The organism is Rhizobium sp. P32RR-XVIII (genome assembly GCF_012641395.1).
In the GTDB taxonomy this organism is placed as follows: domain Bacteria; phylum Pseudomonadota; class Alphaproteobacteria; order Rhizobiales; family Rhizobiaceae; genus Rhizobium.
Genome location: NZ_JABAIH010000006.1, coordinates 140,378 through 153,849, shown reverse-complemented (window position 1 = coordinate 153,849; position 13,472 = coordinate 140,378). Strand labels below are relative to the sequence as shown.

General features: G+C 61.8%; 10 protein-coding genes. 5 read left to right on the top strand and 5 right to left on the bottom strand.

The annotated features are described in order from the left end of the window. Positions 1–15 precede the first annotated feature (15 nt). The 5 genes from glgC to HGP14_RS19000 all read left to right on the top strand — a co-directional run bounded on the left by glgC (position 16) and on the right by HGP14_RS19000 (position 6,911). A complete protein-coding gene (gene glgC, locus HGP14_RS19020) occupies positions 16–1,278 on the top strand; it encodes a glucose-1-phosphate adenylyltransferase (RefSeq protein WP_168831446.1) in 1,263 nt (420 codons plus the stop codon). 4 nt (positions 1,279–1,282) lie between these two features. After that, complete coding sequence (gene glgA, locus HGP14_RS19015; RefSeq protein ID WP_168831445.1) at positions 1,283–2,725, top strand: glycogen synthase GlgA; 1,443 nt, start codon at positions 1,283–1,285, stop codon at positions 2,723–2,725. A 5-nt stretch (positions 2,726–2,730) separates the two neighbouring features. Continuing rightward, positions 2,731–4,362, top strand: coding sequence for an alpha-D-glucose phosphate-specific phosphoglucomutase (locus HGP14_RS19010; protein ID WP_168831444.1), 1,632 nt, complete (start codon positions 2,731–2,733; stop codon positions 4,360–4,362). Between the two features lie 5 nt (positions 4,363–4,367). Continuing rightward, positions 4,368–6,338, top strand: coding sequence for a glycogen debranching protein GlgX (glgX, locus tag HGP14_RS19005; RefSeq protein ID WP_168831443.1), 1,971 nt, complete (start codon positions 4,368–4,370; stop codon positions 6,336–6,338). A gap of 87 nt (positions 6,339–6,425) precedes the next feature. Continuing rightward, positions 6,426–6,911 (top strand): MaoC family dehydratase, encoded by a 486-nt coding sequence (locus HGP14_RS19000; RefSeq protein ID WP_168831442.1) that lies wholly within the window; start codon positions 6,426–6,428, stop codon positions 6,909–6,911. A gap of 3 nt (positions 6,912–6,914) precedes the next feature. Here the strand turns inward: HGP14_RS19000 and HGP14_RS18995 are convergent, their stop codons facing one another. The 5 genes from HGP14_RS18995 to HGP14_RS18975 form a co-directional block, all read right to left on the bottom strand. Then, positions 6,915–8,042, bottom strand: coding sequence for a zinc-dependent alcohol dehydrogenase family protein (locus HGP14_RS18995; RefSeq protein ID WP_168831441.1), 1,128 nt, complete (start codon positions 8,040–8,042; stop codon positions 6,915–6,917). 63 nt (positions 8,043–8,105) lie between these two features. Continuing rightward, on the bottom strand, positions 8,106–8,654 hold the full coding sequence (locus HGP14_RS18990; RefSeq protein ID WP_168831440.1) for a sarcosine oxidase subunit gamma: 549 nt from the start codon (positions 8,652–8,654) through the stop codon (positions 8,106–8,108). After that, the gene (locus tag HGP14_RS18985; protein ID WP_168831439.1) at positions 8,647–11,640 is read right to left on the bottom strand and encodes a sarcosine oxidase subunit alpha; all 2,994 of its coding nucleotides are present in this window, start codon (positions 11,638–11,640) and stop codon (positions 8,647–8,649) included. Before HGP14_RS18985 ends, HGP14_RS18990 begins: the two co-directional genes overlap by 8 nt. Beyond that, entirely contained in the window at positions 11,637–11,978 is a 342-nt protein-coding gene (locus HGP14_RS18980) for a sarcosine oxidase subunit delta (RefSeq protein ID WP_168831438.1), read from the bottom strand. Before HGP14_RS18980 ends, HGP14_RS18985 begins: the two co-directional genes overlap by 4 nt. Before the next feature lie 13 nt (positions 11,979–11,991). Then, positions 11,992–13,245 (bottom strand): sarcosine oxidase subunit beta family protein, encoded by a 1,254-nt coding sequence (locus HGP14_RS18975; protein WP_168831437.1) that lies wholly within the window; start codon positions 13,243–13,245, stop codon positions 11,992–11,994. Positions 13,246–13,472 lie beyond the last annotated feature (227 nt).

The following is a 13,472-nucleotide window of genomic DNA, read 5'->3' as shown; positions in this document are numbered from 1 at the left end:
TGGGAGGAGCAGACAATGGTAGAAAAACGCGTTCAGCCACTTGCCCGCGACGCAATGGCTTATGTTCTGGCAGGTGGCAGGGGGAGCCGCCTGAAGGAACTCACTGATCGGCGTGCGAAGCCGGCCGTTTATTTCGGGGGCAAGACACGCATCATCGACTTCGCGCTGTCGAACGCGCTGAATTCCGGCATTCGCCGCATCGGAGTCGCAACCCAATACAAGGCGCACTCTCTGATCCGCCACATGCAGCGCGGCTGGAACTTCTTCCGCCCTGAGCGGAACGAGAGCTTCGACATCCTTCCGGCCAGCCAGCGCGTCTCGGAGACGCAATGGTACGAAGGCACGGCCGACGCGGTTTACCAGAATATCGATATCATCCAGGACTACGGGGTCGAGTACATGGTCATCCTGGCCGGCGACCACGTCTACAAGATGGACTACGAGTGGATGCTGCAGCAGCACGTCGATTCCGGCGCGGACGTGACGATCGGCTGCCTGGAAGTGCCGCGCATGGAAGCCGTGGGCTTCGGCGTCATGCATGTCGACCAGACAGACCGGATCATCGATTTCGTCGAAAAGCCTGCAGACCCGCCCGGCATTCCGGACAAACCAGACTTTGCGCTCGCCTCGATGGGGATCTACGTCTTCCACACGAAGTTCCTGATCGACGCGCTTCAGCGCGATGCCGCCGATCCCAACTCCAGCAAGGATTTCGGCAAGGACATCATTCCCTACATCGTCAAGAACGGTAAGGCGGTCGCCCACCGCTTCGGGCAGTCCTGTGTTCGCTCCGATTTCGAACGCGAGCCCTATTGGCGTGACGTCGGGACGATCGAAGCGTACTGGCAGGCGAATATCGATCTGACCGCGATCGTTCCCGAGCTCGATATCTACGACAAGTCCTGGCCGATCTGGACCTACGCGGAAATCTCGCCGCCGGCAAAGTTCGTGCATGACGATGAAGATCGCCGCGGCTCGGCCACCTCGTCGGTCATCGCCGGCGATTGCATCATTTCCGGCGCCACGCTTCACAAGAGCCTTCTTTTCACCGGCGTTCGCGCTAACTCCTATTCCAAACTGGAGGGAGCCGTCGTCCTGCCGAGCGTGAAGATCGGTCGGCGCGCCCAGCTGAAAAACGTCGTGATCGACCATGGAGTCGTCATTCCGGAAGGCCTTGTCGTGGGCGAGGACCCCAAACTCGATGCCAAACGCTTCCGGCGGACTGAAAGCGGTATTTGCCTGATAACGCAGCCTATGATCGATAAATTGGATCTCTAGACATATGAAAGTTCTTTCGGTTTCGTCCGAAGTCTTCCCTTTGATCAAGACAGGGGGCCTTGCCGATGTGGCCGGCGCCCTGCCAATCGCACTCAAGCAGTTCGGCATTGAATCGAAAACCCTCATGCCCGGCTACCCGGCCGTCATGAAAGCTGTTCAAGATCCCGTCGTTCGCCTGCAGTTCACTGACCTGCTCGGCGAACCTGCGAGGGTGCTGGAATTTTACTACGAGGGCCTCAACATCCTCGTGCTCGATGCTCCTGCCTATTACGACCGTCCGGGAGGTCCCTATCTCGACCACACGGGCAAGGATTACCCTGACAACTGGCGTCGCTTCGCAGCGCTGTCGCTGGCGGCGGCCGAAATCGCCGCCGGCCTGATGCCGGACTGGCGCCCGGACCTCGTCCATGCCCATGATTGGCAAGCCGCCATGACGCCGCTCTACATGCGTTACTATCCGACGCCCGAGCTGCCGAGCGTTCTGACAGTCCACAACATGGCCTTCCAAGGCCAGTTCGCCGCTGAGATCTTCCCGAGCCTGCGCTTGCCGCCGCATGCCTTTTCGACCGACACTATCGAATATTACGGCCATCTCAGCTTCCTGAAGGGGGGGCTTCAGACCGCGCATGCGATCACCACCGTCAGTCCCACCTATGCGGAAGAGATCCTGACAAACCAGTTCGGCATGGGTCTTGAAGGCGTCATCTCCGGCCGCCGCGACGTTCTGCACGGGATCGTCAACGGCATCGATGCCGATGTGTGGAACCCGGCGACCGATCCCGTTGTCCACACGCACTACGGCAGCACGACGCTGAAGAATCGCAGCGAGAACCGCAAGTCGGTCGCCGAATTCTTTCACCTGCATGATGATGGGGCACCGATCTTCTGCATCATCAGCCGCCTCACCTGGCAAAAGGGCATGGACATGGTCGCCGCCACAGCCGATGAGATCGTCGCCCTCGGCGGCAAGCTCGCGATTTTGGGGTCCGGCGATCCTGCGCTGGAGGGCTCGCTTCTTGCCGCGGCCAGCCGCCATCCCGGCCGTATCGGCGTCTCGATCGGTTACAACGAACCGATGTCGCACCTGATGCAGGCCGGTTGCGACGCGATCGTCATTCCTTCGCGCTTCGAGCCTTGCGGACTCACCCAGCTATACGGTCTGCGCTACGGTTGCGTGCCCATCGTGGCCCGTACCGGCGGTCTCAATGATACCGTGATCGATGCCAATCATGCGGCACTCGCGGCGAAAGTCGCAACGGGAATTCAGTTTTCTCCAGTCACCGCAGAGGGTATGGTGCAGGCAATCCGGCGTGCGCTGCATCTTTTCGCGGACCAAAAAGTCTGGACCCAGCTGCAAAAGCAGGGCATGAAATCGGATGTCTCGTGGGAGAAAAGCGCCGAGCGCTACGCTGCCCTCTATTCAAGTCTCGCCTCGAAAGGCAAGTGACAGAAATGATCAAATCTGTATCCACCACGCCCTATCAGGACCAGAAACCCGGCACATCCGGTCTCAGGAAGAAGGTCCCCGTCTTCCAGCAGCCGAATTATGCCGAGAACTTCATTCAGTCGATCTTCGACTCGCTGGAAGGCTACCAGGGCAAGTGCCTCGTCATCGGCGGCGACGGACGCTATTACAACCGCGAAGTTATCCAGAAGGCTATCAAGATGGCCGCTGCCAACGGCTTCGGAAAGGTGATGGTCGGCAAGGGCGGCATCCTGTCTACTCCGGCGGCCTCGCACATCATCCGCAAATACAAGGCCTTCGGCGGCATCATCCTCTCCGCCAGCCACAATCCTGGCGGCCCGACAGAAGATTTCGGCATCAAATACAACGTCAACAACGGCGGTCCCGCACCGGAAAAGATCACCGACGCGATCTATGCCCGCACCAAGGCGATCAATAGCTACAAGATCGCTGATTTCCCGGACGTGAACCTCGATCGCATTGGCAAGGAAGAGTTGCCGGGTGGCATGATACTTTCGGTCATCGATTCCGTCGAAGACTACACGGCGCTGATGGAAGAACTCTTCGATTTCGGCGCCATCCGCAATTTGATCAACCTCGGCTTCCGCATCGCCTTCGATGCAATGAGTGCCGTGACCGGCCCCTATGCCAAGGAGATCTTCGAAAACCGCCTCGGAGCGCCGCTCGGCTCGGTGCGCAACTTCATGCCGCTGCCGGATTTCGGGGGCCATCACCCTGATCCGAACCCCGTCCACTGCAAGGAACTCTATGATGAGATGATGGGCGACGATGCGCCCGATTTCGGCGCCGCATCGGACGGCGACGGCGACCGCAACCTCATCATTGGCCGCGACATCTTCGTCACGCCATCCGACAGCCTCGCGATCCTCGCGGCCAATGCCAATCTCGCACCTGGATATTCCGGCGGCCTCGCAGGCATCGCCCGCTCGATGCCGACGAGTGGCGCTGCCGACCGCGTTGCGGAAAAACGTGGCATCGGAATGTACGAAACGCCGACCGGCTGGAAATTCTTCGGCAACCTGCTCGATGCCGGCATGGCAACGATCTGCGGTGAGGAAAGCGCCGGTACCGGCTCCAATCATGTCCGCGAGAAGGACGGCCTCTGGGCCGTGCTCCTCTGGTTGAACATCCTTGCGGTGCGCGGCGAAAGCGTCCAGGACGTCGTTACGCAGCATTGGCAGACCTACGGCCGCAACTACTATTCGCGCCATGACTACGAAGGCCTCGACACTGACGCGGCAAACGGCCTGATCCAGAACCTGCGCGACCAGCTCGCCTCGCTCCCCGGCAAGACGTTCGGCGGCCTGACCATCGAGAAGGCTGACGATTTCGCCTATCACGATCCGGTCGACGGGTCGGTCAGCGAACATCAAGGCATCCGCATCCTCTTCGGTGGCGGCTCGCGCGTTGTGTTCCGCCTCTCCGGCACCGGAACGACAGGCGCGACGTTGCGCGTTTATCTCGAGCGCTACGAGCCGGATTCGGCACAGCACAATATCGAGACACAAGAGGCGCTCGCCGACCTGATCGCCGCAGCGGAAAGCATCGCAGACATCCGCCGGCGCACCGGCCGCGATGCGCCTTCCGTGATCACCTGACACGTATGCGGGCAGTCACCGGGATCCAGGGCGGCGCGATCACATTCGAAAGCGGCGTCGAATTCACCGTCTGGTCGCGAAACGCCGCCGAGATCCAGCTCTGCCTCTTCGATGAAAGCGGTGACAAGGAACTCGCACGGCTGCCGATGGCGCGTGAAGACGGTCCTGTACACCGTCTCTTCGTCGACGGTTTGAAAGAAGGTGCCCGTTACGGCCTTCGGGCCGATGGCATCTATGATCCGGACAATGGCCTCTGGTTCGATCGGTCCAAGCTCCTGGTGGACCCATATGCCAAGAAGCTGGACCGCCCTTTCCTCCACGATCCGCGTCTCGGGGCCTTCGGCGAAGACACGCGGAGCCTGGTGCCCAAGGCGATCGTCACCCGCGACAAGACAGTGACGCCGGAGGCGCCGCTCTTCAAGCCGGGCGGCTTTATCTATGAAGTCGGCGTCAGGCCGTTCACGATCCTCCATCCGGACGTGCCCGAGGCGCAGCGTGGCACGGTCGCCGCGCTTGCCCATCCCTCGGTGATCGCCCACCTCAAGCGCATCGGCGTCGACGCCGTCGAACTGATGCCGATCGTCGCCTGGATCGACGAGCGTCACCTGCCGCAGCTCGGGCTGACGAACAGCTGGGGCTACAATCCCGTTGCGTTCATGGCGCTCGATCCGCGCGTCGTCCCGGGCGGCATGGCTGAACTGCGGGACACGGTGGCTGCGCTTCGTGCTGCAGGCATCGGCGTCATCCTCGACCTCGTCTTCAACCACACTGGAGAGAGCGATCGCTACGGCGCGACGCTCTCGCTGCGCGGCCTCGACAATCTCTCGTTCTACCGCCACCTCCCCGGCCGCTCGGGCGAACTCGTCAACGACACCGGGACGGGCAACACGGTCGCCTGCGATCATCCCTATATCCGCCAGCTCATCATCGACAGCCTGCGCCATTTTGTGCTTGGGGCCGGAGTGGACGGCTTCCGCTTTGATCTGGCGACGGTTCTCGGCCGCACGGGAAATGGCTTCGAGCCCCATGGCGAGACGCTTGCAGCGATGCTGAAAGATGAGGTACTCGCCGACCGCGTCATGATCGCAGAACCCTGGGATATAGGCCCGGGCGGCTATCAGCTCGGCAACTTTCCCGGACCCTTCCTGGAATGGAATGACCGTGTGCGCGACGATGTGCGCTGCTATTGGCGCGGGGACGATTGGAAGACCGGCCCGCTTGCCACCGCGCTTGCCGGCTCTTCCGACATCTTCTCCCGCAACGGCGGAGTGGCGACCCGCAGCGTCAACTTCCTCGCCGCTCACGACGGTTTCACTCTAAAGGATCTCGTCTCATACAGTGGCAAACACAACGAGGCGAATGGCGAGGAAAACCGGGACGGCCACAACGAAAACCACTCGTGGAACAACAGCGTCGAGGGTGAAACCCGCTACCCCGATATCATCCGCAGGCGCCGCGACGACTTGAAGGCGCTGCTTTCCACGCTCTTTGCCAGCCGAGGCAGTATCATGCTGACGGCGGGCGACGAAGCCGCCCGCACCCAGCGAGGCAACAACAACGCTTACTGCCAGGACAATGAGATTACCTGGGTCGACTGGGCGGCGCTCGATGACGAACTCATCGCCCACACCGCATTCATTTCCGGCCTGCGCAAGCGCTTCTCCGTCTTCACCGAGTTGGACTTCCTCTCCGGCAACGGCGATGTCGAGTGGATATCGCCCTCCGGCCAGCCGATGAGCGTCCAGGAGTGGGAGACGCCGAACTTTTCCACGCTCGGAATGGTGCTTTCGACACGCGACGGTCAAAGCAGCAATGCCGCACGGCTGGCCGTTCTTTTCAATCGCTCGGGTGGCGAGGAAATCTTTGCGTTGCCCGGTCCGTCCTCATGGCGGCTTCTCGCCCCCGATGCGCCGAAGAAGTCCGCGCGCTCGGCCATCGTGCCGCGCCGCTCGGTCGCTTTCTATCTCGAAAGTTGATTCGCCGGGCTCCAGCCCGCAATTCCTTGTCGCAATCGTCACAATCCCATTGTAAGGCTTGCGCAGCCGCTTTCTCATGAGGAATCAATGGTCAGGGAACTTTCACTCGCGGAAATCCGTGGGTTCATTGGCACGAAGACGGGACTTTCGGATTGGATTCTTGTCGACCAGGCAATGATCGACGCCTTTGCTCATGCCACCAACGACCACCAGTTCATCCATACCGACCCCGTCCGCGCCGCTGCCGAAAGCTCCTTCGGCGGTACGATCGCCCATGGATTCCTGACGCTCTCGCTGCTTTCGGCGATGAATTACAATGCCCTTCCCAAAATTCGCGAGCAGACGATGGGCATCAATTACGGGTTCGATAAGGTCCGCTTCATGACGCCAGTCAAATCCGGCACCCGCGTCCGTGGCCATTTCGTACTGGCCGACGCCCGCTTCCGTGGCGCCAACATGCTGATGACCACCTACGAGGTCTCGATCGAAATCGAGAACGAGAAGAAGCCCGCGCTCACCGCGAACTGGATCACAATCGCGCAATTCGATCCCAAGGACCGGCCGGACGTCTGAACCTCAGCCGAAATCGATGACATGCCGGATGACCTTGCCTTCATGCAGCAGGTCGAAGGCGTCGTTGATCTCTTCCAGTGGACCTGTCGAGGAAAGCAGTCTGTCCACCGGCAGCCGGCCGCGCCGGTATAGTCCTATGTATCGCGGAATATCGCGGCTCGGCACACATCCGCCGAGGTAGCTTCCGAGCACGCGGCGCTCTTCGGCGACCAGGCTGACCGCCGGTATGGAAATCTGGCTGGACGGATTGGCGAGACCGGCCGTTGCCGTGGTTCCACCCCGCCGTGTGATCCGGTAGGCGAGCTCGAACGCCTTGACGGAGCCTGCCATCTCCAGCGCATGGTCGACGCCGCCACCGGTTGCCTCGCGAATCTGCTCCACGATATCCGCATCGCCAGCAAGGAATGCATCCGTCGCGCCAAGCGCGAGTGCCGTTTGCAACTTGCCCGGCGCGAGATCGACGGCGACAACGCGCTCGGCACCGGCCGCCAGCGCACCGAGCACGGCGGCAAGCCCGATGCCACCAAGACCGACAACGGCAACGGTCTGTCCCGCTTGCACCTTGCAGGTATTGACGACAGCGCCCACTCCGGTCAGCACGGCGCATCCAAAAAGCGCAGCCTCGGTCAGCGGCAGGCCAGCGTCGATCTTGATCGCCGAATGGCGGGAAACGACCGCATGCGTGGCGAAGCCGGAGACGCCGAGATGATGATTGACCGGCACCTCCTCGCATGCGAGCCGCCGCGCGCCGGAAAGAAGCGTTCCCCTGCCGTTGGCCTCCGCGCCCGGAACACAAAGCGCAGGACGACCCTCCGCACACGGAAGGCAGTGGCCGCAGCTCGGCATGAAACTCATGACCACCCGGTCACCCGGAACAAGATCAGCGACACCGTCACCGACAGCCTCGACGGTACCGGCAGCTTCATGCCCGAGCGCCATCGGCACCGGCCGCGGCCGGTCGCCATTGATGACGGAGAGATCGGAATGGCAGAGCCCCGCGGCGCCGATGCGGACGAGAATCTCCTCGCGTCCGGGCGGCTGCAGATCCAGTTCTTCTATAGAAAGCGGTCGGCTGGCGGCAAATGGCGCCGAAACCGGTGATTGCCGCAGCACTGCCGCACGTATCTTCATTCGCTCCTCCCAAAGCCTATCGGAAGAGCTTAGCCGCCGGCGCAAGCCGGCGGCAATAACACTTTAGTGCGCCGCGTCTTCCGCCGCCTCGGCCAGCAGGCCGAAGACGTAGTCGGAAAACGATCGCCAGCATTCGACCCGGAACAGATCATCATCGGTACGGAAGATCACGACTTCCGCCTTGCCGAACAGCGTGCGCGAGCATGCGCCGACTGGAAAGGCGTTTATCGACAGGTCCTGAGGGCAGCCCGCAGAAAGCGTCGCCTCGGCGCCCGGGCCTGAAACATTGATGGCGACGTTGCGATGCGAGACATCCGTGGCAGAATGCAGCACGCCTGCGTTGGCGAGGCTCGCCATCAGGTCTGCACCGCTTTCGTCAATCACCAGCCATTCATCCGGACCAAGCCAGAGGGCCGAGCGCCACTCCTTGCGGCCGGATGTCTTCGGCGCATTGGGAATGGTGACGCCGAGTGCGGAGGAAAGTCCGGCAAGCGACTCCTGCGGTGCCCGAAGCGCAACGCGCGTCGCCGCGGCCGCTGGTCTCAGGCGAACGGTTGCCGAACCGCCCTGGCGACTGGAAAGAGCGGACTTGCGAATTGCCATATCAACCATTGATCCGGCCTCCTTCCTTGTCAAAGAACACCATGTCCGTCACCTCGACGGCGATCGTCTGGTCCGGCATCGGCACATAGAGGGTCTCGCCCATGCGCGCGCGACCGCCGGCGACCAGCGCAAACGCGATCGACTTGCCGAGGTTTTCCGACCAATAGGACGAGGTCACATGGCCGAGCATCGTCATCGGCTTCGGTTCGTTCGGATTGGCGACGATCTGTGCGCCTTCTTCCAGAACCAGCTTCGGATCCTTGGTGACGAGGCCGACGAGCTGCTTGCGGCCTTCCTTCACGAGGTCCGGCCGCTTCAGCCCGCGAATGCCGACGAAATCCGCCTTTTTCTTGGAGACAGCCCAGGAAAGACCGGCATCATCCGGCATCACGGTACCGTCCGTATCCTGTCCGACGATGATATAGCCCTTCTCGGCGCGAAGCACGTGCATCGTCTCCGTACCGTAGGCGCAGGCGCCGAGTGGCTCTGCATTCGCCCAGACGGCTTCCAGGACCGACTGGCCGTAGTCCGCCGGAACGTTGATTTCAAAGCCGACTTCGCCGGTAAACGACACGCGGAAGAGACGGGCCGGCACGCCCATGACCTTGCACTCGGCAACGCTCATATGCGGGAAAGCCTCGTTCGAAATATCGAGCCCTTCGACCAGCGGTGCAACGATCTCACGCGCCTTCGGGCCTTGGACGGCGATGACCGCCCATTGCTCAGTGGCCGATGTCAGCCACACCTTGAGATGCGGGAATTCCGTTTGGAGGTAGTCTTCCATGTGGTTGAGAACGCGCGGCGCACCGCCCGTTGTCGTCGTCACATGGAACCGATCGTCGGCGAGCCGCCCGACGACGCCGTCGTCATAGATGAAGCCATCTTCGCGCGTCATGATGCCGTAGCGGCACTTGCCCGGCTTCAGCGTGTCCCAGGCATTGGTGTACATCAGGTTCATGAACTCGGCCGCATCCGGACCGACGACCTCGATCTTGCCGAGCGTCGAGGCATCGAAGACGCCCGCGACTTCGCGAGCCGTCTTGCATTCGCGGGCGACGGCCTGATGCATCGTCTCGCCAGCGCGCGGATAGAACCATGCGCGCTTCCAGTTGCCGACATCCTCGAACACGGCGCCGTGCTCTTCTTCCCACTGGTGCATCGGCGTCTTGCGGGCAGGATCGAAGAGTTCGCCGCGCGAATGGCTGATCAGCGTGCCGTAGGTGACGGGGGTATAGGGCGCACGGAAGGTCGTGAGGCCAACCTGCGGGATTTCCTTGCCAAGCATCTCCGCAGCGATCGCAAGACCGTGCATGTTGGAAAGCTTGCCCTGGTCGGAGGCCATGCCGTTGGTCGTGAAGCGCTTGATGTGCTCGATCGAATGCATGCCTTCGCGGACCGCAAGACGGATATCCTTGGCGCAGACATCGTGCTGGAAGTCGATGAATGCCTTGGCGCTTGTTTCCGGTCCGGCTCCTTCGGCAGCACCGATCATGCCGCCCGTCCAGTCGTAGGTCTGCTCAGCCGAGATGCTGATCTTGCCGCCGCCCGATTTGCCGACGGCCTGCGCCATCAGTTCACCGGCTGCCAGGGACTCTTCAATGGTCTGCTGCAGATCGTCCGTGCCATTGCAGGCACCCACGGAGAGGCAATCCTGCGCGTAGGTTCCGGGCAGGAAGCGCTGCGTTTCCGGCTCGAATTTCACCTTGCCGCGCGACTGCGAGAACAGATGCACCGACGGCGTCCAGCCGGCCGAAACCAGCAGCGCGTCGATTGCGATCTTGCGCGGTGAGCCGCCGCCATTGCGCGCGACAGTCATCGAGGAGACGCGCAGTTTGCCCGAGGTGTTGATGACGGATTGTCCGGTCAGCACGTCGATGCCGAGTGAGCGCGCTTCGGCCAGAACCGCAGCACCCGGAGTCTGGCGGCAATCGACGATCGCAGCAATTGCCACGCCGGCACGCTTCAGATCGAAGGCAGCCTCGTAGGCCGAGTCATGGGCGGTATAAACACCGACCTTGGTCCCAACGGCGACGCCGTAATGGTTCAGATACATGCGGGCCGCCGAAGCAAGCATGATACCCGGACGGTCATTGTTCGGGAACACCATGTGCCGCTCGATCGCGCCGCCTGCGAGGACCACCCGCTTGGCGCGGACCTGCCACAGACGCTCGCGCGGGAGATCGCGGGCGGGCCGGGCGATGTGGTCGGTCACGCGCTCGGCAAGACCGATGAAATTGTGGTTGTAGTAGCCGAAAGCGGTCGTGCGGGTCAGAAGCTGCACATTCTTCATCGCCTTCAGCTTCGCCGCTGTCCGCTGCGCCCAGGCATAGCCATCCATGCCGTCGATCTTCACACCGCTGTCGAATCGCAGCGCTCCACCGACTTCTGCCTGCTCTTCGCAGATAATGACCTTGGCACCCGCCTCAGCTGCAGCAAGGGCGGCGGAAAGACCGGCAACGCCCGCACCGGCCACAAGCACGTCGCAATGCGCAAACCGGCTTGCATAATGATCCGGATCGTCTTCCGTTGGTGCGACGCCAAGGCCGGCTGCCCGGCGGATCATCGGCTCGTAAAGACGCATCCAGGCGCCCTTCGGCCACATGAAGGTCTTGTAGTAGAAGCCGGCCGCGAAGAACGGCGAGAACGCATCGTTGATGCCGCCGATATCGAAGGCGAGCGACGGGAAACGGTTCTGCGATTTGACGGTCATGCCGTCGAAGACTTCCTGAACCGTGGCGCGTACGTTCGGCTGCTTGCGGGCACTGTCGCGCGCGACGTCGATCAGAGCGTTCGGCTCTTCTGCGCCCGCCGAAAGGATGCCGCGCGGCCGGTGATACTTGAAGGAACGACCGACAAGATGCACGCCGTTCGCAATCAGCGCCGAGGCGACGGTATCGCCTTCGAGCGCCGTGTAGCTCTTGCCGTCGAAGGTGAAGCGGGCGGTTCTGGCGGGCGTCAGGCGCCCCTTGCCCGCAATTCGGTTCGCGCCGCTCATTTCGCCTCTCCTTCCAGCGCTTCGTAGGTTTCGACGGGAATGTGCGGAACGCTGGCTGCTCCTATATGAGGTTTCGGCTCGCCGGCTTTGTACGTCATGATGAACTTGTCGCTGACGGTGTCGCGCGCTGCATTGAAGAAGCGCCCACAGCCGTGCATGTGCCGCCAGCGTTCGAAGATGAGTCCCTTCGGATTGTCGCGCAGGAAGAAATACTCTTCGAACTCCTCGTCGGAAATCGAGGCGATATTCTGGGGTCGCGCTATGTGCGCGTCGCCGGCGCCACGGAATTCGAGCTCGGAGCGCTCTTCCTGACAGTATGGGCAGTAGATGAGTAGCATGGATGTCCTCGTGTCAGTGCGCGACGGCAGCGGCGGCGGCTTCGTCGATCAGGCGACCGGTGCGGAAGCGTTCCAGTGTCAGCCCGGCATTGAACTTGTGCGGCTCATCGCGGGCGATCAGATGCGCAAACAGATTGGCCGACCCCGGCGTCGCCTTGAAGCCGCCCGTACCCCAGCCGCAGTTGACGTAAAGCCCCGGAACCGGCGTCTTCGATTGGATCGCCGAGCGGTCCGGCGTGTTATCGACGATGCCGCCCCAGGAGCGCATCATCTTCACGCGGCGGAACATCGGGAAGAGCTCGCAGATGGCGTCGAGCGTATGCGTGATAATCTGCAGGCCTCCGGTCTGGGAGTAGGAATTATACTGGTCAGTGCCCGCGCCGATGACGAGTTCACCCTTGTCGGACTGCGAGATATAGGCGTGCACGGTGTTGGACATGACCACACAGGGAAAGATCGGCTTCAGAGGTTCGGAAACCAGTGCCTGCAGCGGGCTCGATTGCAGCGGCACGCGCACGTCCGCCATCTTCATGACCGTCGTCGTGTGGCCCGCGGCGGAAACGCCGATCTTCTTCGCGCCGATATAGCCGCGTGTCGTCTCTACCCCCACGACGCGCCCATCCGGACCGCGGCGGATGCCGGTGACTTCGCAATTCTGGATGATGTGCACGCCGCGATCCGAGGCCGCACGCGCGTAGCCCCAGGCAACCGCATCGTGACGCGCCGTACCGCCGCGACGCTGGAGCGCCGCACCATTGATCGGGTAACGCGCCGTTGCCGAGATGTCGAGCGGCGGGCAATAAGCCTTGGCCTGCTCCGGCGTCAGCCATTCGTTGTCGATGCCGTAGAGACGGTTGGCATGGATATGCCGCTTGAACGACTGCTGATCGTGGATGTTGTGCGAGAGCATCATCACGCCGCGCGGTGAATACATCACATTGTAGTTGAGATCCTGCGACAGGTTCTCCCAGAGCTTCATCGAATGCTCGTAGATGTGCATGCTCTCTTCATAGAGGTAATTCGAGCGGATGATGGTCGTGTTGCGGCCGGTGTTGCCGCCGCCGAGCCAACCTTTTTCCAGCACCGCCACATTGGTGATGCCGTGCTCCTTGGCAAGGTAATAGGCAGCTCCCAGGCCATGCCCGCCGCCGCCGATGATGACGACATCGTATTCCGCGCGCGGCTCCGGCGAAGTCCACTGCTTCTCCCAGCCCTTGTGGGCTCTGAGCGCTTCCCGTGCCACGGCAAAAACCGAGTATTTCCGCATCCGCCTTCATCTCCTTCAGGGAAAGGCATTTCTTCCGTGGCCATACAAATCGCAAATCGAAATGCGGCACAACGTTTCTTTTGCGACGCGAACGGGCTTTTGTTTGACATGCGTGAAACAAGTGGCGTGGCAGCTGGTCCCGCTCCAGTCTCGCCGGGGATTAGTCCCTCTAACCCATGCGGGTAAGCAGACGACCAACAGAAGCGTATGCTAATATTCCTAGGTTT